The sequence below is a fragment of the Salegentibacter mishustinae genome, assembly GCF_002900095.1.
GTDB lineage: Bacteria > Bacteroidota > Bacteroidia > Flavobacteriales > Flavobacteriaceae > Salegentibacter > Salegentibacter mishustinae.
The window spans coordinates 536,462-559,190 of record NZ_LLKN01000001.1; the positions used below are offsets into that span (position 1 = coordinate 536,462).

Annotated in this window: 26 protein-coding genes; 18 read left to right on the forward strand and 8 right to left on the reverse strand. The window is 37.3% G+C overall.

The genetic code is table 11. The features are described 5' to 3' along the window. Positions 1-59 precede the first annotated feature (59 nt). From APB85_RS02440 to APB85_RS02470, 7 genes are all read left to right on the forward strand, one after another. Positions 60-683, forward strand: coding sequence for a bifunctional nuclease family protein (locus APB85_RS02440; protein ID WP_057480561.1), 624 nt, complete (start codon positions 60-62; stop codon positions 681-683). Between the two features lie 11 nt (positions 684-694). Continuing rightward, positions 695-2,395: a NupC/NupG family nucleoside CNT transporter gene (locus APB85_RS02445; RefSeq protein ID WP_057480562.1), complete on the forward strand. Its 1,701-nt coding sequence runs from the start codon at positions 695-697 to the stop codon at positions 2,393-2,395. An 80-nt stretch (positions 2,396-2,475) separates the two neighbouring features. After that, positions 2,476-3,324: a thymidylate synthase gene (locus tag APB85_RS02450; protein ID WP_057480563.1), complete on the forward strand. Its 849-nt coding sequence runs from the start codon at positions 2,476-2,478 to the stop codon at positions 3,322-3,324. Between the two features lie 29 nt (positions 3,325-3,353). After that, the gene (locus APB85_RS02455) at positions 3,354-3,731 is read left to right on the forward strand and encodes an energy transducer TonB (protein WP_057480564.1); all 378 of its coding nucleotides are present in this window, start codon (positions 3,354-3,356) and stop codon (positions 3,729-3,731) included. A gap of 32 nt (positions 3,732-3,763) precedes the next feature. Then, on the forward strand, positions 3,764-4,177 hold the full coding sequence (locus APB85_RS02460) for an energy transducer TonB (RefSeq protein ID WP_057480565.1): 414 nt from the start codon (positions 3,764-3,766) through the stop codon (positions 4,175-4,177). A gap of 103 nt (positions 4,178-4,280) precedes the next feature. Further along, positions 4,281-5,444 carry an ergothioneine biosynthesis protein EgtB gene (gene egtB, locus APB85_RS02465; RefSeq protein WP_057480566.1) on the forward strand — a complete coding sequence of 388 codons (1,164 nt, stop codon included), beginning with the start codon at positions 4,281-4,283 and terminating at the stop codon, positions 5,442-5,444. Between the two features lie 13 nt (positions 5,445-5,457). Continuing rightward, complete coding sequence (locus APB85_RS02470) at positions 5,458-6,426, forward strand: L-histidine N(alpha)-methyltransferase (RefSeq protein WP_057480567.1); 969 nt, start codon at positions 5,458-5,460, stop codon at positions 6,424-6,426. Here the strand turns inward: APB85_RS02470 and APB85_RS02475 are convergent. Further along, positions 6,423-7,508, reverse strand: a complete 1,086-nt coding sequence (locus APB85_RS02475; protein ID WP_057480568.1) for an aminotransferase class V-fold PLP-dependent enzyme — start codon at positions 7,506-7,508, stop codon at positions 6,423-6,425. The two genes, APB85_RS02470 and APB85_RS02475, sit on opposite strands and share 4 nt — an antisense overlap. Positions 7,509-7,514: 6 nt before the next feature. Here APB85_RS02475 and APB85_RS02480 point away from each other — a divergent pair, with 6 nt between their 5' ends. From APB85_RS02480 to fabD, 5 genes are all read left to right on the forward strand, one after another. Further along, entirely contained in the window at positions 7,515-8,069 is a 555-nt protein-coding gene (locus APB85_RS02480) for a 2TM domain-containing protein (protein WP_229792191.1), read from the forward strand. A 4-nt stretch (positions 8,070-8,073) separates the two neighbouring features. Then, positions 8,074-8,556 carry a dihydrofolate reductase gene (locus APB85_RS02485; RefSeq protein WP_057480570.1) on the forward strand — a complete coding sequence of 161 codons (483 nt, stop codon included), beginning with the start codon at positions 8,074-8,076 and terminating at the stop codon, positions 8,554-8,556. Then, complete coding sequence (locus APB85_RS02490) at positions 8,543-9,394, forward strand: fructosamine kinase family protein (RefSeq protein WP_057480571.1); 852 nt, start codon at positions 8,543-8,545, stop codon at positions 9,392-9,394. The genes APB85_RS02485 and APB85_RS02490 overlap by 14 nt, the downstream gene beginning before the upstream one ends. Before the next feature lie 102 nt (positions 9,395-9,496). Then, a complete protein-coding gene (locus APB85_RS02495; protein WP_057480572.1) occupies positions 9,497-9,997 on the forward strand; it encodes a pyridoxamine 5'-phosphate oxidase family protein in 501 nt (166 codons plus the stop codon). A gap of 98 nt (positions 9,998-10,095) precedes the next feature. Then, the gene (fabD, locus tag APB85_RS02500; protein WP_057480573.1) at positions 10,096-10,977 is read left to right on the forward strand and encodes an ACP S-malonyltransferase; all 882 of its coding nucleotides are present in this window, start codon (positions 10,096-10,098) and stop codon (positions 10,975-10,977) included. Positions 10,978-11,226: 249 nt separating this feature from the next. On the opposite strand, the gene APB85_RS02505 is transcribed toward fabD, so the two are convergent. Beyond that, complete coding sequence (locus APB85_RS02505; protein ID WP_057480574.1) at positions 11,227-12,507, reverse strand: metal-dependent hydrolase family protein; 1,281 nt, start codon at positions 12,505-12,507, stop codon at positions 11,227-11,229. Positions 12,508-12,516: 9 nt separating this feature from the next. After that, positions 12,517-13,650 carry a DegT/DnrJ/EryC1/StrS family aminotransferase gene (locus tag APB85_RS02510; RefSeq protein WP_173636768.1) on the reverse strand — a complete coding sequence of 378 codons (1,134 nt, stop codon included), beginning with the start codon at positions 13,648-13,650 and terminating at the stop codon, positions 12,517-12,519. Positions 13,651-13,745: 95 nt separating this feature from the next. Between APB85_RS02510 and APB85_RS02515 the strand changes: the two genes are divergently transcribed. From APB85_RS02515 to APB85_RS17250, 4 genes are all read left to right on the forward strand, one after another. Next, positions 13,746-14,993 carry a 3-deoxy-D-manno-octulosonic acid transferase gene (locus APB85_RS02515; protein ID WP_057480575.1) on the forward strand — a complete coding sequence of 416 codons (1,248 nt, stop codon included), beginning with the start codon at positions 13,746-13,748 and terminating at the stop codon, positions 14,991-14,993. Positions 14,994-15,074: 81 nt separating this feature from the next. After that, complete coding sequence (locus APB85_RS02520) at positions 15,075-15,305, forward strand: hypothetical protein (protein WP_057480576.1); 231 nt, start codon at positions 15,075-15,077, stop codon at positions 15,303-15,305. A gap of 130 nt (positions 15,306-15,435) precedes the next feature. Beyond that, the gene (locus APB85_RS02525) at positions 15,436-15,735 is read left to right on the forward strand and encodes a hypothetical protein (RefSeq protein WP_057480577.1); all 300 of its coding nucleotides are present in this window, start codon (positions 15,436-15,438) and stop codon (positions 15,733-15,735) included. 27 nt (positions 15,736-15,762) lie between these two features. Beyond that, on the forward strand, positions 15,763-15,918 hold the full coding sequence (locus tag APB85_RS17250; RefSeq protein ID WP_169929146.1) for a hypothetical protein: 156 nt from the start codon (positions 15,763-15,765) through the stop codon (positions 15,916-15,918). A gap of 71 nt (positions 15,919-15,989) precedes the next feature. On the opposite strand, the gene APB85_RS02530 is transcribed toward APB85_RS17250, so the two are convergent. The 4 genes from APB85_RS02530 to APB85_RS02545 all read right to left on the reverse strand — a co-directional run bounded on the left by APB85_RS02530 (position 15,990) and on the right by APB85_RS02545 (position 20,828). Then, on the reverse strand, positions 15,990-16,763 hold the full coding sequence (locus APB85_RS02530) for an XRE family transcriptional regulator (RefSeq protein ID WP_057480578.1): 774 nt from the start codon (positions 16,761-16,763) through the stop codon (positions 15,990-15,992). A 78-nt stretch (positions 16,764-16,841) separates the two neighbouring features. Then, complete coding sequence (locus APB85_RS02535) at positions 16,842-17,216, reverse strand: response regulator (RefSeq protein WP_057480579.1); 375 nt, start codon at positions 17,214-17,216, stop codon at positions 16,842-16,844. A gap of 11 nt (positions 17,217-17,227) precedes the next feature. Continuing rightward, positions 17,228-19,885, reverse strand: a complete 2,658-nt coding sequence (locus APB85_RS02540; protein ID WP_057480580.1) for a PAS domain-containing sensor histidine kinase — start codon at positions 19,883-19,885, stop codon at positions 17,228-17,230. Between the two features lie 196 nt (positions 19,886-20,081). Then, positions 20,082-20,828: an SDR family NAD(P)-dependent oxidoreductase gene (locus tag APB85_RS02545; protein WP_057480662.1), complete on the reverse strand. Its 747-nt coding sequence runs from the start codon at positions 20,826-20,828 to the stop codon at positions 20,082-20,084. A gap of 111 nt (positions 20,829-20,939) precedes the next feature. Between APB85_RS02545 and APB85_RS02550 the strand changes: the two genes are divergently transcribed. Continuing rightward, positions 20,940-21,617 carry a M15 family metallopeptidase gene (locus APB85_RS02550; protein ID WP_057480581.1) on the forward strand — a complete coding sequence of 226 codons (678 nt, stop codon included), beginning with the start codon at positions 20,940-20,942 and terminating at the stop codon, positions 21,615-21,617. A 3-nt stretch (positions 21,618-21,620) separates the two neighbouring features. Here APB85_RS02550 and APB85_RS02555 read toward each other — a convergent pair whose 3' ends face one another. Then, positions 21,621-22,097 carry a response regulator gene (locus APB85_RS02555; RefSeq protein WP_057480582.1) on the reverse strand — a complete coding sequence of 159 codons (477 nt, stop codon included), beginning with the start codon at positions 22,095-22,097 and terminating at the stop codon, positions 21,621-21,623. 186 nt (positions 22,098-22,283) lie between these two features. Here APB85_RS02555 and APB85_RS02560 point away from each other — a divergent pair, with 186 nt between their 5' ends. Next, entirely contained in the window at positions 22,284-22,682 is a 399-nt protein-coding gene (locus APB85_RS02560; RefSeq protein ID WP_057480583.1) for a hypothetical protein, read from the forward strand. Positions 22,683-22,729: the final 47 nt, after the last annotated feature.

Consider the following 22,729-nt stretch of genomic DNA (forward strand, 5'->3'; position numbering starts at 1 on the left):
GGGCTGTCTAAAATACGGTGAAAGTCCTGCTTTAGACAGCCCTTTTTAATTGATGATATATGAGTTTAGTGCGCCTTAATATAAAAGGAATTTCTTATAGTCAAACCCAAAACGGAGCCTACGCTTTAATCTTAAGCGAGGCAGATGGAGAACGTAAACTTCCCATAGTTATTGGAGCTTTTGAAGCGCAATCTATTGCCATTGCTTTAGAAAAAGAGATCAAACCTCCACGCCCGTTAACCCACGACCTTTTTAAAAATTTTGCTGATAGGTTTGAGATCACCGTAAAACAAGTGATTATTCACAAACTCGTAGATGGTGTTTTTTACTCCAGTCTTATTTGCGAACGCGATAAGATCGAAGAAATTGTAGATGCTCGTACCAGTGATGCAATTGCGCTTGCCTTAAGGTTTGACGCTCCTATTTTTACTTACAAGAATATTCTTGATAAAGCGGGGATTTTCCTGAAAGGAGACGAAGCAGAACAGGCACCTTCAGAAAAGCAAGAAGAAGAAATAATTTCAGAAGAATTACTTCCTGACGATATTGATATAAAATCTGACGACACCAATTACAAAAAATTGTCTTTAGACGAACTAAAAACTTTGCTCTCCCAGGCCGTAAATAATGAAGATTACGAGAAAGCGGCACGCATAAGGGACGAAATTTCCAAACGCAAATAATGCCCTCATTTATGAATAAAACCTGGTTTTGCCTGATTTTAGTTCTTTTAAGTGTTACCAGCACTTTTTCTCAAAACATTTCAAAAACCTGGACCCTAGACCAAGAAAAGGGAAATCCTGATCAGGAAATTTTTGCTGATGGAAATACCTTAAGTTTGAATGAGGGACTTTTTAGTATAAGCAAGGCCAAAGATACCCTGGCAAAGGGAGATTATATCTTCCAGAATAAGCTTCTTGTACTTTTCTACAATACTCCACAAGACAGTATAGTAAATTACAGGGTTTCTGCCCTTACTGATTCTAGCATGGCTATAAACCAGGCTAATCGGAAATTCCACTTTAAAGCTGAGGCTTTTAACGATCCCGAAGAGGTTATTCCGGCACCTATAGTAAAGGAAATGATACCCAGTGCGGGGATTTCTTTTAGTAGCATTTGGCGCGGAGTCTTGGGAATGTTCACTTTGTTAGTTATCGCTTTTTTATTTAGCAGTAACCGCAAAGCGATTAATTGGAAAACCATTGGGATTGGCCTTGGCGCACAATTAATGCTCGCCTTCGGTGTCTTAAAGATTACTTTTGTTCAGAATATCTTTAATTTTATAGGAAAAGGTTTTGTACTTATTTTAAATTTTACCGCCGCGGGAAGCGAATTCTTACTTGGTGATATGATGAATGTGGAAAGTTTTGGCTTTATCTTCCTTTTCCAAGTACTACCTACAATAATTTTCTTTTCTGCCCTAACTTCGGTTTTATTTTACCTGGGGGTGATACAAATTGTAGTAAAGGGATTAGCCTGGGTGCTTACCAAATTATTAGGTATATCTGGTGCGGAGAGTTTAAGTGTAGCAGGAAATATTTTTCTTGGTCAAACAGAGGCTCCACTTATGATCAAGGCCTACCTGGAACGTATGACGCGTTCAGAAATTCTATTGGTTATGATTGGTGGAATGGCCACGGTTGCCGGTGGTGTTTTAGCCGCATATATAGGATTTTTGGGTGGCGATGATCCCGAATTAAGGCTTCAATTTGCCAAACACCTGCTGGCAGCATCAGTAATGGCTGCACCCGGCGCAATTGTAGTTTCAAAGATATTATACCCACAACAGAATAAGATCAACACTAACGTTGATGTTTCTTCAGATAAAATTGGCTCGAACATTCTTGACGCCATTGCCAATGGTACTACCGAAGGTTTAAAACTTGCAGCCAATGTAGCGGCAATGCTCTTAGTTTTTATAGCATTTATTGCTATGATAAATTACGTGTTAAACTGGACAGGATCCTGGACAGGCCTAAATGCGCTTTTAGCCGAAAACACCCCATATTCAGGCTTCTCCCTGGAGTCTATTCTTGGAATTATTTTCGCTCCACTTATGTGGCTTATTGGTGTTGCAAAAGAAGATATGATGCTTATGGGACAACTGCTTGGTATTAAATTGGCAGCCAGTGAATTTGTAGGATACGTTCAGTTGGCCGATCTTAAAAATACGGCAAACGCACTTAGTCTTAATTATGAAAAATCGGTAATTATGGCCACTTATATGCTTTGCGGATTTGCAAATTTTGCATCAATAGGAATCCAAATTGGAGGAATTGGCTCCCTTGCTCCCGGCCAGAGAAAAACTTTATCTGAATTTGGAATGAAAGCTTTAATTGGCGGAACTATCGCTTCTTTGCTTTCTGCTACCCTTGCTGGAATGATAATTGGATAATTTTATATAAATTTCCGCCAGAAATTTAATTGAGAAGCTTTTGTTATTTTAGCAAAGCTAATTTTCTGCACCTTAGACTTATGAAACAATACCACGAACTTTTACAACATATTTTAGACAACGGAACCGACAAAGGCGATAGAACCGGCACTGGCACCAGGAGTATTTTTGGCCATCAGTTACGGTTTGACCTTAGCGAAGGTTTCCCAATGGTTACTACCAAGAAACTGCATTTAAAATCTATTATTTATGAATTGCTGTGGTTCTTAAAAGGTGATACTAACGTAAAATACCTGCAGGAAAACGGAGTTCGAATTTGGAACGAATGGGCCGACGAAAATGGCGATCTTGGTCCTGTTTACGGGAAGCAATGGCGTAACTGGAATAATGAAGACTTAGACCAGATAAAAGAGATTATAGAAACTCTTAAGAAGAACCCGAATAGCCGTAGAATGTTGGTTTCGGCCTGGAATCCTTCGGTATTACCAGATTCTTCTAAATCCTTTTCAGAGAATGTAGCGAATGGAAAAGCGGCACTTCCGCCCTGCCATGCATTTTTTCAATTCTATGTGAGCCCCCCAACCCCCAATGGGGGAGGAAAATCAAAATTATCCCTTCAGCTTTATCAAAGAAGTGCAGATGTTTTTCTTGGTGTACCTTTCAATATCGCTTCTTATGCGCTTTTAACTATGATGATGGCACAGGTTTGCGGCTACGAAGCAGGAGATTTTATTCACACATTTGGCGACGTTCATATTTACAGCAACCATATGGAGCAGGTAAAACTGCAGCTTTCCAGGGAACCCAGAGCTTTACCAAAAATGACGATCAACCCTGAAATAAAAAATATTTTTGATTTCGACTATAAAGATTTTAAATTAGAAGATTATAATCCGTATCCCGGCATAAAAGCCAGGGTTGCGGTCTAAATTAAATCAATAATTAAAATTTTAAGTTTATGAAAAAGTTAATGCTTATCGCATGTTTTGTAGTTGGAGGATTTGCTACCGCACAAGCCCAGCAAACTTCGCCGGTTTGGCCAGGTTGTGAAGACGCCGAAGACGTAAAAGCCTGTTTTAATCAGAAACTATCTCAACACGTAAGAGAAAATTACGAATATCCACAAACCGAAGATGGCGATTATGTTCGCGGAAAAGTAGAAATTTCTTTTACAATTACTGAAGAAGGAAAAGCCGTAGTGAATTCGGTTAAAGGCCCTGAGCCAAAAGTAAACGCCGCAGCTAAGGAAATGATACAGAAAATTCCTGATATGAAACCTGGAACTTTACAAGGCGAGCCAGACGATCGTAACTTTACCGTTCCTTTCAATTTCTAGAGAACACGCCTAAACAACTTAACACCCCAGCTATGAAAAAATTAATGTTTTGTTTTTTTCTTTTAACCGGCACTTTTGCTTTTGCGCAAGAGGATGACGTGAGTATTGAAGGAAACACGGTTACTGTGAAAGAGAAAGCACCGGTATGGCCGGGATGTGAATCCAGTGTAAATACAAAAGACTGTTTCGATCAAAAATTGATGGAACACGTTAAGAACAATTATAAATATCCTCGTAATGATAAAGGGGAGTTTATAAGAGGAAAGGTAGTGGTAAAAATGCATATAGACGAAGAAGGCAAACCAGTAGTAACCTCGGTAAAAGGAGATCAAAAACCTGTGATTGCTGCAGTAGAAACTATGCTAAAAAAAATGCCGAAAATGAAACCCAGCACTCGTGGTGGAAAACCTACAAAAATAAGTTACACCCTTCCTTTAAATCTATAGGAAGCAAGCTATACTTTAACTTGCCGTTAACTACCTAAGGTTTCAGACCGAACGAAAAAATTGTAAATTTGAGTGGTACCCAAAAAAGTACCACTCTTTTTTTATGCAATCACAAGAACAATTACTCGATTTTTTTAATGAAACCAGAGCGCATTCTGAACTTATTTGTTCCTTTCTGGAAACTGAAGATTATGTGGTTCAGCCAATAGAAGATGTTTCACCCCCAAAATGGCATCTTGGCCACACCACCTGGTTCTTTGAAGAATTCGTACTAAAACCTAACGTAAATAACTATCAACTTTTTGATGAAAACTCGGCTTACGTTTTCAACAGTTATTATGAAAGTGTAGGCGATAAAGTGATTAGAACCAATCGCGGTAATTTATCGCGCCCAACGGTTGCCTGGGTTTACGAATACCGTAATTATGTTTCTAAAGCGATGCATGAATTTCTAAAAAATGAAAAGATTTCAGATGACTTATGCGGCGTTGTAGAAATTGGTTGCCACCACGAAAAACAACACCAGGAACTTCTTTTAACCGATATTAAATATATCCTCGGGAATAATCCTTTATTTCCTGAATATAATGATCAATTTAGAGAAAACCCTATCCAGGATTTTAAACAGGAATGGATTTCTATTTCTGAAGGCGTTTACGAAGTAGGCCATAAATTTGATGACTTTTGTTATGATAATGAGCAGGGCGTCCACAAGGTTTACCTAAATGATTATAAAATTTCGAATAAACTGGTTACCAATGCCGAGTTTATAGAATTTATTGAAGCTGGAGCTTACAAAGATGTATTGCTATGGCATGCTGAAGGCTGGGATTGGGTAAACTCTAATAACATAGAAGCACCATTTTATTGGCATAAAGTTGATGGAGAATGGCATCAATACACACTAAACGGACTTAAAAAACTAATCCCTGAAGCCCCGCTAAGTCACATTTCTTATTATGAAGCTTTTGCCTTTGCACAATGGAAAGGTTTAAGATTACCTACAGAATTTGAATGGGAAGCAGCACAGCAATATTTTAAATGGGGAGACCGCTGGGAATGGACAGAAAGTGCATATTCCCCCTACCCTAATTACACAAAGCCCGAAGGTGCACTTGGCGAATACAACGGCAAATTTATGGTAAACCAAAAGGTGCTAAGGGGAGCTTCAGTAGCAACTTCTAAAAACCATACCCGCCCAACCTATCGCAATTTTTTTCATCCGCATTTACGCTGGCAATTCACAGGACTAAGACTGGCCAAATAATCAATATACTTAAATGAAAACCACACCAACTACGTTTCAAACGGCTTTTGAGGAAGACGTTTATAAAGGCCTAACCAGCTTTCCTAAATATCTGCTTTCCAAATATATTTATGATCAAAAAGGCGATAAGCTTTTTCAGCAAATAATGGCCATGCCGGAGTATTACCTCACCAATTGTGAGCTAAATATCCTAAAACATCATAAAGCAGCAATTGCCGATATTATTAACAAAGAAGGCGGCTTTGATCTTATTGAACTTGGTGCCGGGGATGGTAAAAAGACGAAGGTCCTTCTCCAACATCTGGTAGATAAACAATACGATTTTAATTATTTACCTATTGATATTAGTCAGAATGTTTTGGAAGAGCTGGAAAGCTCTTTAAAGAATGAGATACCCGAAGTGAATGTAAAAATTCAACAGGGAACTTATTTTAAAACCCTGGAAAACCTAGCCGATTACAGCAATCGCAGAAAAGTGATCTTAGTACTGGGTTCTAACATTGGTAATCTTTTACACGAAAATGCCATTGAATTTCTTAAGAATATTCAGGAAGCAATGACTGTTGAAGACAAGCTTTTCATGGGCTTTGACCAGAAAAAAGATCCACAAAAGATTCTGGACGCTTATAATGATGAAACAGGTATTACCGAAGCTTTTAATAAGAATTTACTGGCTAGAATAAATAAAGAACTAGATGCCGATTTTAATTTAGAAAATTTCAAACACTGGGAAGTTTACGATCCCGAAAGTGGAACTGCCAAAAGCTACCTGGTAAGCAAGGTTCAGCAAAAAGTAGCGATCAATAAGTTAGAGCTGGAAGTGCATTTTGATGCCTGGGAAAGCATACATACCGAAATTTCACAGAAATACGATGATGCCGTGGTAGAATGGCTGGCCGAAGAGGCAGGACTAGAAATTCAAACCAGTTTTCAGGATAATGAGAACTGCTATAAAAATTATATTTTCAGGAAGAAAAATTAAACACCGAATTTCTTTAATTCCTTTATCAGAAAATCCAGTTCCTTTTCAGTATTAAAATAGTGAAAACTAACACGTATGCCCTCTCCTCGCTGGGATATAATAATGTTTTTACTCTTTAAATATTGGAATAACTTTTCTCCTCCTTTGATGTTAAAGATAGAAGAATGTGTTTTTCGTTTTATCACGCTTTCTTCTAATAAATTCATTTTTTTGAATTCACTTTTCGCCGTGACACTTAAAGATTCAATTGTTGAGGAAATCTCACCTATCCCAATTTTTTTCATCAATTTTAAAGCTTCGGCTAAGCTTCCGTAGTTTAAAGTGTCCTGGTGCCCGGGTTCAAATTTTTCGATAAAATTACCTTGATGAGCCTTATATTTCCCCTGTAACGAACCAAATCCGAGCGCTTTTGGCGCTATTTTGCCTTCCACTTCCTTTTTAAACAGCATAAAGGCATTCCCATACCCGGCGTTCAACCACTTATAAGTACTGCAAATAAGCACATCAAGTCCGCTTTCTTCAAAATTAAATTCTTCGGTGCCGCAAAACTGGGTTCCGTCAGCGAAAAATAAAGTTTCGGGATATTTTTGCTTTAGCTTTTTTATAAAATCAAGGTCTATTTTTATACCGTTGATATACTGCACAATGCTAAAAGCAAAAAAATCGGGTTGTTGATTTTCGAAAGCTTCAGCTATATTTTTTTCCAGATTTTGGTCAATTTCAGCATAAGAAATTTCAAAATTTCTGGATTCCATGGCCCAGTTTAGCGAGGGATAATCATTTTTTAGCAATAGTGCTTTTTGAGGTTTATCAAGTCCTTCTAATAAGGTATTAAATCCGTAGGAAAAATTGGGTACCAAAGCCACCTGAGACGGTACACAGTTAAAAAATTCTCCAACCAATTCACGTGTTTCGGTTAAAATATCTGCTTGTTTCTCTTTAAATACACTTCCGCCAAGTAGAAAATCAAGGTCATGATTTTGTCTGAACTCCCAAACCGATTCTGGCAGTAAACCCGAAGCAGCCGTATTTAAGTAAGTATACTGCTCTAAAACGGGAAAGCCTTTTCTTAAATTCTCCATAATCCTGTGCAAATTGTTAACGAAAACTGTAAATTTGGAATAGACACTAAAGTACTTCTAATTATGTTTTCTAAAAAGAAAAACACTTCCAAACTCGATGCAGAACAGCGCGAACTCTATGAAAATGCTCGTAAACGTACCCTCCAAAAAAAGAGGTTGTTCCAGCATTTTATTATTTTTCTTATTGGCGCCGTATTCTTCATTGTTTTGAACGTAGTGATTGGTTACCAGGAAAATTTTATGCCTCTGGGCTATAATTGGTTTGTCTGGGCAGTCTTAATCTGGGCCTTTATACTGCTGGCCCACGTTTTTAATGTTTTTGTTACCAATAAATTTTTAGGAAAAGAATGGAAAGACAGGCAAATGGCTAAACTGGTGCAGAAGCAAAAGGAAAAAATCGCTGAAATGCAAAAGCAGGTAGAGAAAGATTTTCCTGCAAATACACCTCAGAAAAAAACTACGTCGGAACCGGCAAATAATCCTGAATTAAAATCAGGAAACGAGCGATTTAAACCTAAAACCAACGATCCAGACAAACCGAATCAACCTTACAATACTTAGATATATGATTACAATGATTGCCGCTGCAGCGGAAAATAATGCCCTTGGAAAAGACCAGGATCTGGTTTGGCACTTACCGGACGATTTTAAACGTTTTAAAAAACTTACTACGGGGCATCATATAATAATGGGTAGGAAAACCTTTGAAACTTTCCCAAAACCACTTCCAAACCGCACACATATTATAATTACAAGAAAAGATAATTACCTAAAAAAGGACGCTACGGTTGTTTCTTCGTTAGAAAAAGCACTGGAATTTGCTAAAAATGATGAGCAGCCTTTTATTATTGGTGGTGGAGAAATTTATAAATTAGGAATGGAAGTAGCTGATAAAATTGAACTTACCAGGGTTCACGGGACTTTTGATGCCGATACTTTTTTTCCTGAAATAGATGAGGAAAAATGGAAATTAGTAGCTGAAGAATTTCACCCGAAAGACGAAAAACACGATTACGCCTTTACTTACCTTACCTATGTTAGAAAATAACATTCTCAATAAAATAGCTGAAGAAAATAACCTAAACAACACAAAATTTAGCCGACTAACCGGTGGGGATATCAATGATGTTTTCCTAATTACCTCGGAAGAGAAAAAGCAGGTAGTAAAAATAAATAATGCTGAAAAGTTCCCTGGAATGTTTGAAGCAGAAAAAGCCGGTCTGGAAGCTCTTCAAAAATCAAAAGTAATTGATGTTCCTAATGTTTTGGGAATGGGTGAAATTGAAAATACTTCATATTTACTTTTGGAATATAAAGAGAGCGCCGTCAAATCCTCTACTTTCTGGACAGATTTTGGTAAGCAAATGGCTAATTTGCATAAAACCACTTCAGAAGAATTCGGATTTCATCAGGATAATTACATTGGTAGCCTTCCACAACAAAATAATGCTTCGGCCTCAGCAGCCGACTTTTATATTTCTGAACGTTTGGATCCACAGTTAAAAATGGCAAAAGATAAAGGCTATGATCTTGGTGTCACTAGATCTTTTTTCAGCAATATTTCAGCAATAATTCCAGATGAAAAACCCGCGCTAATTCACGGTGATCTTTGGGGCGGTAATTATTTAGTTAATGGAAATGGCGATCCCTGCCTAATAGATCCTGCTACAGCTTTTGCTCCGCGTGAAATGGACCTTTCAATGATGCAACTTTTTGGCGGATTTGATAAGGAATTATTTAATAGCTACAAAAAGGAATTTCCTTTAGAATCGGGTTTTGAAGAACGAATTCCGCTTTGGCAGCTTTACTATTTATTGGTTCATCTTAATCTTTTTGGTGCCGGATATAAAGCGCAGGTGACCAGTATTATTAAGCAATTCAGTTAATTTCACAATTCTTAACAGGACACTTTATTCTTTTAGGAGTTTATTAGCGCAGATAGGCGTGGATACTCATTAAATTCAAACTTCCAACTTAAACTAAAAACAATGAGTACTGAAAATTTGAATAAAGACGAAGCTTTAGATAAAATGAAGTCAATGGTAAAAGACATACAAACCTGTATGTTCGTTACAGATTTTGGCAACAAACCCTTAAGTGCCGTACCAATGACTACTAAAGAGGTAGATAAAGAAGGAAATATCTGGTTCTTTAGCAGGCTGGATAGCGACCATAATGGAGATATCGCCAAAGATAATGATGTTCAACTTCTATATAGTGATACTTCAGATATGGAATTTATAAGTATCTATGGTAAAGCGAGCATTGAAACCAATGAAGGGGTATTAAAAGAATTTTACCATAAAATGGATGATGCCTGGTTTGATGGCGTAGATGACCCTAATTTAACCGCTATAAAAGTAGTTCCTAAAGAAGCTTATTTTTGGGATAATAAGCAGAACAAATTTGTGACTTTCCTAAAAATAGGAGCCTCAGCAGTAACTGGAGATAAAAAAGATATTGGAGAAAAAGGTAAACTAAATCTTTAAAATCCTGTATTTGTTAATGAAAAGACCTCGTAACAATGCATTTGTTATGAGGTCTTTTTTATTATTTCTATTTTAGCCGAATCTAAATTGAAAAAATTATGAAAGCATATATTTTCCCAGGTCAGGGAGCGCAGTTTTCAGGGATGGGGTTAGACCTTTTCGAAAATTCTGCTGAAGCACAGGAACTTTTCAAGAAAGCCAATGCAATTTTAGGCTTTTCAATTACCGATATAATGTTTGAAGGCTCTGCAGAAGACCTAAAACAAACCAAAGTTACTCAACCGGCGGTTTTTCTTCATTCGGTTATTTTGAGTAAAGTTATGGGCGAAGATTTTAAACCTGATATGGTAGCGGGTCACTCGCTAGGTGAATTCTCAGCACTTGTAGCAAACAATACGCTTTCTTTTGAAGATGGTTTGAAATTAGTTTATAAACGTGCTATGGCTATGCAGCAGGCTTGCGAATTAGAACCTTCTACAATGGCCGCCGTTCTTGGTCTTGAAGATGAAGTTGTAGAAGCCGTTTGTGCTGAAACAGAAGGAACCGTAGTGGCTGCAAATTATAACTGCCCCGGGCAATTAGTAATTTCGGGTGACGTAAAATCTGTGGAAGCGGCCTGCGAAACCTTGAAAGAACGCGGAGCAAAACGAGCTATGATCCTGCCGGTTGGAGGTGCTTTTCATTCCCCTTTAATGGAACCTGCCAGAAAAGAATTAGCTGCAGCTATAGAGAACACTACCTTCCATACACCTACCTGCCCTATTTACCAAAACGTAAGTACGTTTGCGGTAACCGATCCAGAGGAAATAAAGAAAAACCTTGTTTTTCAATTAACAGCACCGGTAAAATGGACACAAAGTGTTCAAAATATGATAATAGATGGCGCTACCATTTTTACTGAAGTAGGCCCCGGAAAGGTTTTACAAGGTCTTGTAAAGAAAATAGACCGAAAGATGGAGACTGCTTCAGCTTCTATATAGGACTGAGAAAAACCAGAATTATAGGAGATTTTTTGAATAACCAGCTTTCGTCAAGCTGAACTAGTTTGAGCTTCTAATACGTTAGATCCTGAAATAAATTCAGGATGACGGTCAAAAAATAGATTTCAAGAAACCAAAGAAATCCCTAAAAATAAAAAATCCTGAAGCTATAAACTTCAGGATTTTTATTTTTATGTGATTACAGATAACACTTCTCGATTCCGCTCGAAGTGACAAAGACAAAGAGGTTTACTTTTTATAGATCTTTCCTTCTTTCATCACGAATTTTACATCTTTTAAAGTTTCTATATTTTCGGTTGGATCTTCATCTACTGCAATGATATCGGCATAAAAACCTTCAGCGATCTGGCCGATCTCATTTTCTTTCTTTAAAATTTTAGCAGCGGTAATTGTAGCACTTTGGATGGCTTCCATAGCTGGCATTCCGGCTTCCGTCATATAAACGAATTCCCGGGCATTTTCTCCGTGTTTAAACACTCCGGCATCGGTACCAAACGCGATTCCCACACCTCTTTTATAAGCGCGCTCAAACATACCCTGAATTTGCGGCCCAATCTCCCTGGCTTTCGGTACAACGAGTGCCGGATAATAGTTTTCAATTTCAGCATTTTGCGTCACTTCTTTCCCCGCTGTAATAGTAGGCACCAAATAAGCATCATATTCTTTCATCAAATCCATTGTTTCTTCGCTCATTTTCGTACCATGCTCAATAGTTTTCACGCCGGCTCTAATAGCACGTTGCATTCCCTCATCGCCGTGAGCGTGGGCAGCAACGTGAAAATCATAATCATTAGCTGTCTTTACGATAGCTCTTATTTCTTCTTCGGTAAACTGTGGATTAGAACTGCTTTTCGCAACACTCAAAACTCCGCCCGTAGCTGTAATCTTTATTAAATCGGCTCCATTTTTATAACGCTGGCGTACCGCCTTAGCCGCATCTTCCGGCCCGTTCACCACCCCTTCTTTTGGCCCTGGATTTCCGGTTAGTTCACTATTCATCCCGTTTGTAGGATCGGCGTGACCTCCGGTTGTAGCCAGGGATTTTCCCGCAGTAATGATTCTAGGCCCGGGAATTTTTCCCTGATCAATTGCATCGCGAAGCGCAATATTTACGCCACTACCTCCTAATTCTCTCACTGTGGTAAAACCAGCCATTAAGGTTGTTTTAGCAAAGCCTACCGAGTTAAAGGCGGCATCTACCGGATCATTTATAAACCGCTCCATATATTTTTGAGGATTGGTTTCACTTTCCAGGTGAACGTGCATATCTGTTAATCCCGGTAGCACTGTTTTATCACGAAGATCGATTACAGAGTCTTTTTCGCTTTTCGGATTCACAAATCCATTCTCCACACTTTTAATCCTTTCTTCAGAAACGATAATAGTTTTTTCCGTTAAGACTTTCCCAGATTTGGTGTCTACCAACTTCCCGGTCTGTATATATAAATCCTGAGCCTGAAGCCCGGCAGATAATAATATTCCGAAGCAAAAGATTAAAAGTTTTTTCATTTTTAAAATTTAAGAGTTTAAAAATTCTTTGATTGTTCCCGTAATATAATCAATTTGTTCATTATCCAGTTCGGTATGCATAGGAAGGGAAAGCACTTCCTGAACCAGTTGATTAGTTACCGGGAAATCGGCCTCATTATACCTGGAATCTACATAAGCCTTCTGCTGGTGTAATGGGATTGGATAGTATATTCCGAAAGGGATGCCTTTCTCTTGCAGGTGCTTTGCCAAAGCATCACGCTTTCCATTTTTAATCTTTAAAGTATATTGATGATAAACGTGTGTATCACAATCTCCTATTCTGTATGGAGTTTCTATATGAGCTTCATCTTTGAAGGCATCATTATAAAGATTAGCCGCTTTTTTACGGGCCTCGTTGTATAAGTCTAGTTTTGGAAGTTTTGCTCGTAAAACAGCTGCCTGTAAACTATCTAATCGAGAATTTACTCCTACTACATCGTGATGATAACGCTCGTACATTCCGTGATTTACAATACCTCGAATAGTATGCGCCAGTTTATCATCGTTTGTAAAAATCGCACCGCCATCACCGTAACAACCTAAATTTTTAGACGGAAAAAATGAAGTGGCACCAATATGGCCAATAGCTCCCGTTTTATAAGTTTTTCCGCTTTTAGCGTGATAATTTCCACCAATGGCTTGTGCATTATCCTCTATTACATATAAGTTATGTTCTTCGGCAATCTCCATGATTGCATCCATATTAGCAACCTGGCCAAAAAGATGAACAGGAACGATTGCTTTGGTTTTAGGAGTAATTGCTTTTTTAATCGCTTCCGGATCTATGTTGAAGGTATCTGGTTCCACATCTACCAAAACCGGTGTTAGTTGAAGAAGCGCTATCACCTCAACGGTTGCCGCAAAAGTAAAATCGGCGGTTATAACTTCGTCTCCCGGTTTTAAACCAAGACCCATCATTGCTATTTGCAGGGCATCGGTACCATTTGCACAGGGAATAACATTTTTAACCTGTAGATAATCTTCTAAATCTTTCTGAAATTGCTGAACTTCAGGACCATTAATAAATGCTGCATTCTCTATAACTTCCTGAAAAGAAGTATTCACCTGATCTTTTATGCCCTCATATTGACCCTTAAGGTCAACCATTTGTATCTTTTTCATCTGTTTTTTTTGAGTAGCACGAAAATACGAAATAAGCTTCCTATTGCCAATCAATTTTAATTAAAGGCCTATTTTCGCATTAGAAATCACTTAGTTTGAAACCACTTTACAACATAGCGACGAAAATTGCCGAAAAAGCCCTCCCTTTGGCCGGCAGATTTAATGAAAAGCTCAAATTATTTACCGAAGGCCGTAAATCGGTTTTTAGTGAACTGGAAGAGAAAATCAATCCTAACAAAGAATATCTTTGGTTTCATGCTGCATCGTTGGGAGAGTTTGAACAGGCTTTGCCTATTATTGAAGAGATAAAAAAAGAATTCCCAAAATGTAAAATCCTGGTGACTTTTTTTTCTCCTTCGGGCTATGAAAACAAGAAGAACCATCCGCTGGCAGATGTCATCACCTATCTCCCGCTGGATACCAGGAAGAATGCAAAACGATTTCTGGAGCTTGTAAAACCAAAAATTGCATTTTTTATTAAATATGAAATCTGGCCAAATTTTATGGCCGAGATAAAAAAGCAAAACATTAAAAGCTTATTGATCTCTGGAGCTTTTAGAGAAAACCAGATCTATTTTAAGCCTTATGGCGGTTTTATGCGAAAAGCCCTCCAAACTTTTGATCATATTTTTGTACAAAATGAAGCATCAATCGCGCTTCTTAAAAATATTGGCTTCAACAATACTACACTAAGTGGTGATACGCGGTTTGATCGGGTTTCGAGACAAATTCAGTATGACAATAAACTGGAATTTGCTGAAAATTTTATTGATAAAAAAACCTGCTTAGTAGCCGGAAGTACCTGGCCGGAAGATGAAGAAATTATAGTTCCTTTTATTAATCAAACTTCAGAAAAATTAAAAGTTATCATCGCTCCACACGAAATAAAAGAAGAAAAGATAAATGCGCTGGAGCAAAAAATTAAAAAGAAAGCTATTCGCTATTCTCAAAGAGAAAGTCGAGACCTGGAAAGTTATGATGTATTAATATTAGATACTATTGGGCTGCTGGGGAAAATATACAGTTATGCGAATATTGCATATGTAGGCGGTGCCGCCGGTACTACCGGGCTTCATAATATCCTGGAACCTGCTACTTTTGGAATTCCGGTGATAATAGGAGAAAATTATAAAAAATTCCCTGAAGCTGCCAGGCTCCGGCAACTAGCCGGCTTATATTCGGTAGCTAATGCTGAAGAATTTTCTAGCATCACTAATAAACTCATTACCGATAAACATTTTAGAGATAAAACAGGAATGATCGCCGGGCATTTTATTAATAGTAATACCGGAGCTACCCGCAGCGTAATGAATTACTTAAAGACTTTACCTGACTTTATCTGATTTTGCTAAAGTTTCTTAAAAAAGAAAAATCGCCAGACTTTATATTGTAATTTCGATCTTTTAATCAATAATTATAAAGATATGAAACGAGTATTTATTACAGGAGTATTGTTGTTGAGCATTATAAGCTTAACCTCCTGCCGGGAAACCGCAGAAGAAAAAACCGTGGTAAAGGAAGTTGAAGTAGAAAAAGAAGAACCGGAAGTTGAAAAGGAAGAACAAAAGGGAATCTTAGAACGCGCCGGGGAAAAAGTAGATAATAAAGTAAATAAAGAGATTGACGAAGAGATAGATAAAATTGACGATAATTAAATTTCGCTCAGTCAATTAGCGTTTACCACAATCGAATTATTTGTTTTTTAAGAAAATTTTAATGCTATTTGTGTTAAAATACACATTTACATCTGTAATTTTGTTTTAGCAAACTAGAAACAACCAAATTATGAAAAGATCAATTTTAATGCTCGCTATGTTTTTTACCCTTAGTACAGCTTTTACTTCTTGCCGTGAGGTAAACGAAGAAGAAGACGAAATGGAAATGGAGGGCGAAGAAATGGAACGTGAGATGGAAGGCGAAATGCAGGAAATGGATGATGATATGGACAATGTTGAAGAAGACATTGAAGATGCAGCTAACGACGCCGGTGATGCTGTAGAAAATGCGGCGAACGAAACTGGTGACGCAGTTGAAGATGCTGCAAACGAAGTTGAGGAGGAAGTTGAAGGAGACGACGACTATTAATCCCTTTTTATCACTAAACTTAAAACTATGAAAAAATTAATTTTAATGCTGGCTCTTACCTTTAGTACCGCCGCGGTTTTCACTTCTTGTAGAGAAGAAAAATCTGGTGTGGAACAGGCAGCCGACGATGTAGAAGATGCGGCTGAAGATGCAGGCGACGAAATTGAAGATGCTGTAGATTAAACAGTAGATTTAAGAATTAACCAACCAAAGAAAAAATCCTTTTTGATTAAATTCAAAAAGGATTTTTTTATTTATGCTTGTTTTTTGAATGTTCTAAGCTCACGCTTAAGATCTTCCATAGACTGTTTTAATTCTCTGAAAAGTCCACTTTCTGAAGGATTATCCAGGTTAAAAGTAAGCTTTGAATTTACCTGCCAGATCTCCTGAATTTCGTTTATATTAACTTCGATAGGAAGATATTCTTCATTTAGAGAGATCAACAAAACTTTCGAAGAATCGGGTAATTTTTGAAGTTTTTTGACCAATACAGAATCCTGTAAAACCACTACATAGATCTTATTATTACTGGCCTGATCCAGGTCTGGCACAGCTTTAGCCAAAACCCATTCGTTTGGATAATAATTTGGCAACATACTATCTCCTTCAATTTGAAAACCACGATAAGTAGCATTTCTAAATTCAGGGAGTGGAATATCAAAAGCAGGTAATTGCTGGTACCATTCTACATCCTGTACATTGTGAGGGTAACCGGCAGCAGCTTTCTGGTTTACCATTACCATATTCTCATTATCTGAAGAATCTACGGTAACCACCTTTGGGCTAACATCGCCTTTGCTAAGCTGTAAAAACTTTTGCCCGCTTTGCCCAAACAGCCATAAAGGATTAATCCCAAATTGACTTAAGAGTTCGGCCACTACTTTTCCAGAAAGTTTTGTACGACCACGCTCAATATCTGCCGTAGAATTTTTAATTCCTAAAAGATCGGCGAATTCAGATTGAGTGAAGTTATTTTCTTCCCTAACTTCTTTAAAATGCTTAATTTCAATAGATGGTGGTTGCCCCATAATTTCTAATGTTTAGGAATTTATCCAATGATAGTCAAATTTATTGGATTATTTCCATATTCACAAAATATTATGCTGCTATTCTTTATCTGCAAGTATTTTTTCAATTCTTTCGGTAAGATCTTCCACCTCAAATGGTTTTGCTATAAAATCGTTAGCTCCTGCTTTTTTACATTTTGGCCCGGCATCGTGTAGTGCCGACATCATAAGGACAGGAGTTTCTGAAATTTCAGGATTTTGGCGAATCCCGGCACAAACATCGGTACCATCAACACCAGAAATAAGCATATCTAAAAGCACAATATCTATATTTTTCTCCTGAATTAATTCTTCTGCTTTAAGTGGTTTTTCGGTAACATCTACTTCATAACCGTAAAATTCCAGCAATGTCTTTAACATTTCCCCAATTCCCGAATCATCATCTACCACCAGAATCTTTGTAGTTTTCTCCATATAATTTTTAATTAAGAAGTAATTTGAGTTGCGTTCAAAATAAATGAAAATTCTGAGCCCTTACCCAATTCACTGTTCAGTTGTATTTCTCCGTTATGTCTCTCTATAATTTCGTTTGCCAAATATAAGCCTATTCCAAAACCTGAATAGGTTTCTTCGCTTTTAACCCCAACGCGATAAAATCTTTTAAATATTTTTTTGTGGTTCTCCTGCCCTATTCCAATTCCAAAATCTTTTACGCTTACGCGCACCTTATCTTTATCTTCTCTGGAGATTTTGACGTTTATTTCCTGGCTTCCAGGAGAATATTTAATAGCATTCATCACAAAATTAATAACTACCTGTCCAATACGGTCGCGGTCTGCTATGATTTGACATTGCACTTCACTTTCTAAAGCTATTTTATGCTGAGTATTGGTATAATTTATATCCTGAATAGTTTCGGCAAGCAACTCGTTCAAGTTGAATTCCTCGCTCTTCAATTCCAGTTGATTTTCCCTAATTCTGGAAAGATCAAGTATTTCTGAAATTAAACGTGTTAACCTGGTAACCTGATGATTTATGCGTTCTAATGAAGGTTGCAACGGTAGTTTTGATGCTTCTGCTGCTTCCTTTTGTTTCTTAAGAAGCGTCAGTAAGAGTTGAACGTATCCTTTTATAGAGGTCACAGGTGTTTTTAACTCGTGACTTACCATTTTTAGAAATTCCTCTTTGCGCTTTTCTTCTTCCTTAATTTTATCGATTTCAGTATTAGCTGCAATCCACATTTTTACAGAACCATCATCTTCTTTTACAGCTTCACACCGGGTTAAATGCCATATATATTTCCCCTCTTTATTTTTAAGGCGTAATTGCATTTCAAGATTACAACCAGTATTTAAACAATCTTCCCAGGCCTTTAAGAAAGTTTCTTTTTCATCGGGGTGAATAAATGATTCCCAACCAACCTCTTGTAAGTATTTACTTCCTTTTCCAGTAAAATCAAGCCAGTTTTTATTGAAATAAATATCATCTCCTTTAGCATCGGTTTTAGATACCATTCCCGGCATTAAATCTGCCATTTGCCTAAAATGGAATTCGCTCTCTTTTAGCAACATCTTAGAAGTAACAGATTCAGTAACATCTATGGCCATATTTAAAATTCCGTAGATATCTCCGTTCTTATCTCTAAGTGGTTTATAGGTAAAGTTGTAATAACCGGTTTGCATCTCCCCGTCTATCATAAGATCTACCTTATCTTCTTTACCCCAGTATATTTCTCCTGTTTCCAGAACGTTTCTAAGCAAGCCTAAAAAAGGCTGGCCATCTAATTCTGGTAAAGCTTTATGAAGCGGGGTTCCTATAACCGAATCGTCTTTCCCCCAAAGTTTAATCATTGCATCATTGGCCAACTCGATATTCATTTCCCGGCCCGTATAAATTGCGGTAGCTACAGTGGCTTCTTTTACAATTCCCTGTAAACGGTGATCTTTTTCGCGAACAAGGTTTTCCTTTAATCTTTCCTCGTGAACATCTATCACGGTACCTATCATCCCTTCGTAGTTACCATCGTCATCAAATTTAGGACTGGCTTTATCTAAGACCCAGCGATATTCTCCTTGCTTATTGCGTAACCTAAAGCTTATACTGTAAGATTTTTTCTGATTGTGAGCATCCAGGAAAGCAAATTCAGCTTTCTTCCTATCGTCAGGATGTGTGGCATCCAGCCATCCCATTCCTTTTGCATCCTCGTTATTTTGCCCGGTATAGCTATACCAGTTTTTATTTAGAAAAACACTTTGCCCATCGGTATCTGTAATCCAAATAATAGCCGGCACAGTATTGATCACAGATCGCAATCTTGCTTCACTGTCTTCTACATTTTTACGGGCTACCACCTGTTCGCTAACATCTACAACGTGAACAAAAATTCCATCTATTTTTCCTTTTTTATTACGCGTAGGCTGATAAACAAAATTTAGATGAGAGTTTTTAAAATCATCTTTACCTACCTTAAGTTTTAAAGGTGTTTCATTTCCTATATAAGGTTCCCCTGTAGAATAAACATGATCTAAAAGTTCAATAAACCCCTGGCTTTCTGCCTCGGGTATGGCTTCTTTTACTGTTTTACCAATAATATCTCTATGCCCAATTAACTCTATATAATGCTCATTAGCCACCTCAAAAGTGTGCTCTTGCCCTCTTAAAATACAAATTGCCGCAGGAGCATTAGAAAGTATATTCTCTACTAATCTATTATAGACTTTTTCCTGCCGGGAAAGATCTCCAATATTTTTTAGCTTTTTAAAACTTAAAAGGATTATTGAATTTTCATCGGGCAATGGAAGTACAGATGCATTTACCGTAAACCCTCGTTTTCGTTTCTGCGGAAGCACTACCTGAATATCTCTTTCTGTAACGGTATTGCGCTCAGTTTGCAGGTAATTAAGAACATCTCTAAATTCTGGGGTGTCCAGTTGCCCATTATTAAACTCAAATACCGAAACACGCTCTTCAAACTCCCCATTAATCTTGAATTTCTTCTTGAGATTACTATTTAAACCCACAACATTCCTATGCCGGTCTAAAACCAACAATGGTTCTCTAACAGTTTTAAAAAGACCTTCTGTGTAATTCTGGATAATATTTAATTCCTTTTTGGAAAGTTTTGAGGTGTCAGATTCTAACATAAATACATACTAAATTCTTTGGAACGAGTCCGCTAATTGAGGGCACTAAAATACTATTTTTAAACACTAATTTACTTTTCATTTTCTTATGAAAATCATAAAGTTATGATTGTAAACGATAATGTGCATTTAAATTACTAAGCTGATAGATTTCACGTTATCAGCTTAATTTATTCAATATTAAAGGCTGCTAATTCTACTGAGCCAGATAACCTCCATCTATTGGATAATAGGCACCTGTAGCAAATGAAGCCCTTTCGCTGGCCAGCCAAACAAAAAGCTGGGCAACCTCATCTGCTCCGCCTAAACGGCCAATAGGATGAACATTTACCAATTGAGACAATAGCTCTTCATCAAGACCTTTTAGCAAAGGCGTTTTTATAAAAGCAGGGCCTACCGAATTTACCCTTATTCCTTTTGCTGAATATTCTAAGGCGGCAGATTTTGTTAAGCCCACCACCCCATGTTTTGCTGCTACATAGGCTGCTGAATTTGCGAATCCTACACTTCCTAGGATGGAAGCTACATTTATAATACTTCCCGAACCATTTTTAAGCATTGCAGGAATCTGGTAGCGCATGCCATAGAAAACTCCCGAAAGGTTGATACTTATCACCTTATCCCAGGCATCAATTTCATATTCACCCACGGGCTTCTGTGGCCCGCCAATACCGGCGTTGTTTACCGCAATATCTAATTTGCCGAACTTCTTTATTGCTTCAGCCACACTTTTTTCAGAATCTTCGGGTTGCGAAGTATCAGCTTTTAGAAAAGCAGCTTCTCCTCCAGATGCTTCGATTTTCTCCACCAGTGCTTTTCCATCCTTTTCATTGATATCGGTTAAAAAAACCTTTGCTCCTTCCTTTGCAAATAGCAAGGCTGTACTTTCTCCAATTCCAGATGCCGCGCCCGTAATAAGAGCTACTTTTCCTTTTAATTCCATGACCTTTTTCTTTAAATTAATCATCTTAAAACTAAGACTTTACCAACCGATAAAATATGATGAAAATCAGAGAATAATATTTTAAGTAACTTGGCTTAAAATTCAATAGAAATGAAAAGCTTAACCTACCTTTTACTTTTTCTAATTAGCATAAATACTGGACTTACCCAGGAAAAAAATCTACCCAAGGATTTTGTTTATATTAAAGAACAAATCCCCGATATAAAACTTGATATTCGATATGCAGGCAGTAATAATTTTATTGGAAAACCAGTAAATTCTTACCAAAAACCCGTGGGTATTTTAAGCAAACCTGCAACCGAAGCTCTGGAGAAGGTGCAAAACGACCTGATGTCACAGGGATATTGTCTTAAAATTTTTGATGCTTACCGCCCTCAAACAGCGGTAAACCATTTTATTGAATGGGCCAGGAATCCAGCAGACACCCTCACCAAAGCAAAGTTTTATCCGGAAGTTGCTAAAAAAGATCTTTTTCAGCTAGGTTATATAGCCAGTAAATCCGGGCATTCTCGTGGGAGCACAATAGACCTAACAATTATGGATGCTAAAACCGGAAAGGAGTTAGATATGGGAAGTGGCTATGATTTCTTTGGGGATATTTCCCACCACAATACAGATAAGATCACAAAAGAACAAAAGGCAAATCGTTCTTTGCTGAAACGAATAATGATTAAAAATGGCTTTAGGCCTTATCCAGAAGAATGGTGGCATTATACCTTGAGAAATGAACCCTATCCGGAAACCTATTTTGATTTTCCGGTAAGGTAAGTTTTAAGAGATAAAATCTAAGGTTTGATCGCAGGAAGTGTTTTCTCCTTCTTCTAATTCTTTAAATTCAAAATTAAAGGTGCTTTTTAAAACTTCCTGGTCTAAAATTTCGGAAAGCTCCTGAGTATCTAAAAATTTATCATAGTAACCAATTGCGCGGCTATATTTTAAGGCTCGCTTCTGGTCTGGCTCATACATAGAAGCACTTAGTACAATTACATAAATAGAATTTTTATATTCAAAATCTTCAAGAAAATCCAAAACATCCCAGCCATTCACCCGCGGCATATTTAGATCTAAAAAAATAAGTTTTAAATGCTCTGAATTTGCGGTTTGTTTTAAATGATCTATTAATTCGCCACCTTGCCAGAAGCCTTTTACTGGGCATTTCACTAGTCTCTTTAAACTTCTTAATTCCAGCTTTAGAATAAGTGAATTATCTTCAGCTAGTAAAATTTCATACTTGGGGGGATGCTGCATATACTCGCTTTTGGAGCCAAAGTTTACAGGTAACTTTAACGCCTTAAAGGTAAGCGGGTAAAGCTTCTGCCACAATTATGAAACGGCAATATTTTCAAGTTTAACATCGGGAAAATAGTTAGGCACATTTCTTAAACAAAAGTTCACTGTAAAATTCATTACATTTACTAAAATTCTACTAAGCCAATGAAGATAAAATTGGACGAGGAAAACAAGCAGCTAAAAATTGATGATAATATCAAAATCACCTATTTGATGCTAAAATTCGTGATGATTTCAAATATATTTCAAATGCTAATTCGGATTTTCAATACTCCGGTAGCCAATTGGGATCTTCTCACCTGGCTTTGGATTCCCATAGGTCTCGCATCATTTCCTATATTGTATTATTTCACTAGACTTAGCACTAAAGAAGTGATTCCTTTAGATGAAATTCAACATCCTGTTCCGAAAAATTTCTTCGGAAGAAAACGTTTAAGCCTGAAGCTTAAAAACGGAAAAACAAGACATATTCCAACCAATTCGATTAAAGAAATGGAACAAATTCAGAATTTTATAAACTCACCACAGAAAGCAACAACTTAGATTCTGAAATAATCCCGAAGCATCGGGACGGAATGAATAAAAAATAA

Excerpts from the sequence above, each read along its gene's own strand:
- APB85_RS02440 (WP_057480561.1), top strand. The coding sequence starts at position 60 with ATGAGTTTAGTGCGCCTTAATATAAAAGGAATTTCTTATAGTCAAACC.
- APB85_RS02445 (WP_057480562.1), top strand. The coding sequence starts at position 695 with ATGAATAAAACCTGGTTTTGCCTGATTTTAGTTCTTTTAAGTGTTACC.
- APB85_RS02450 (WP_057480563.1), top strand. The coding sequence starts at position 2,476 with ATGAAACAATACCACGAACTTTTACAACATATTTTAGACAACGGAACC.
- APB85_RS02455 (WP_057480564.1), top strand. The coding sequence starts at position 3,354 with ATGAAAAAGTTAATGCTTATCGCATGTTTTGTAGTTGGAGGATTTGCT.
- APB85_RS02460 (WP_057480565.1), top strand. The coding sequence starts at position 3,764 with ATGAAAAAATTAATGTTTTGTTTTTTTCTTTTAACCGGCACTTTTGCT.
- egtB (WP_057480566.1), top strand. The coding sequence starts at position 4,281 with ATGCAATCACAAGAACAATTACTCGATTTTTTTAATGAAACCAGAGCG.
- APB85_RS02470 (WP_057480567.1), top strand. The coding sequence starts at position 5,458 with ATGAAAACCACACCAACTACGTTTCAAACGGCTTTTGAGGAAGACGTT.
- APB85_RS02475 (WP_057480568.1), bottom strand. The coding sequence starts at position 7,508 with ATGGAGAATTTAAGAAAAGGCTTTCCCGTTTTAGAGCAGTATACTTAC.
- APB85_RS02485 (WP_057480570.1), top strand. The coding sequence starts at position 8,074 with ATGATTACAATGATTGCCGCTGCAGCGGAAAATAATGCCCTTGGAAAA.
- APB85_RS02490 (WP_057480571.1), top strand. The coding sequence starts at position 8,543 with ATGTTAGAAAATAACATTCTCAATAAAATAGCTGAAGAAAATAACCTA.
- APB85_RS02495 (WP_057480572.1), top strand. The coding sequence starts at position 9,497 with ATGAGTACTGAAAATTTGAATAAAGACGAAGCTTTAGATAAAATGAAG.
- fabD (WP_057480573.1), top strand. The coding sequence starts at position 10,096 with ATGAAAGCATATATTTTCCCAGGTCAGGGAGCGCAGTTTTCAGGGATG.
- APB85_RS02505 (WP_057480574.1), bottom strand. The coding sequence starts at position 12,507 with ATGAAAAAACTTTTAATCTTTTGCTTCGGAATATTATTATCTGCCGGG.
- APB85_RS02510 (WP_173636768.1), bottom strand. The coding sequence starts at position 13,650 with ATGAAAAAGATACAAATGGTTGACCTTAAGGGTCAATATGAGGGCATA.
- APB85_RS02520 (WP_057480576.1), top strand. The coding sequence starts at position 15,075 with ATGAAACGAGTATTTATTACAGGAGTATTGTTGTTGAGCATTATAAGC.
- APB85_RS02525 (WP_057480577.1), top strand. The coding sequence starts at position 15,436 with ATGAAAAGATCAATTTTAATGCTCGCTATGTTTTTTACCCTTAGTACA.
- APB85_RS17250 (WP_169929146.1), top strand. The coding sequence starts at position 15,763 with ATGAAAAAATTAATTTTAATGCTGGCTCTTACCTTTAGTACCGCCGCG.
- APB85_RS02530 (WP_057480578.1), bottom strand. The coding sequence starts at position 16,763 with ATGGGGCAACCACCATCTATTGAAATTAAGCATTTTAAAGAAGTTAGG.
- APB85_RS02535 (WP_057480579.1), bottom strand. The coding sequence starts at position 17,216 with ATGGAGAAAACTACAAAGATTCTGGTGGTAGATGATGATTCGGGAATT.
- APB85_RS02540 (WP_057480580.1), bottom strand. The coding sequence starts at position 19,885 with ATGTTAGAATCTGACACCTCAAAACTTTCCAAAAAGGAATTAAATATT.
- APB85_RS02545 (WP_057480662.1), bottom strand. The coding sequence starts at position 20,828 with ATGGAATTAAAAGGAAAAGTAGCTCTTATTACGGGCGCGGCATCTGGA.
- APB85_RS02550 (WP_057480581.1), top strand. The coding sequence starts at position 20,940 with ATGAAAAGCTTAACCTACCTTTTACTTTTTCTAATTAGCATAAATACT.
- APB85_RS02555 (WP_057480582.1), bottom strand. The coding sequence starts at position 22,097 with ATGCAGCATCCCCCCAAGTATGAAATTTTACTAGCTGAAGATAATTCA.
- APB85_RS02560 (WP_057480583.1), top strand. The coding sequence starts at position 22,284 with ATGAAGATAAAATTGGACGAGGAAAACAAGCAGCTAAAAATTGATGAT.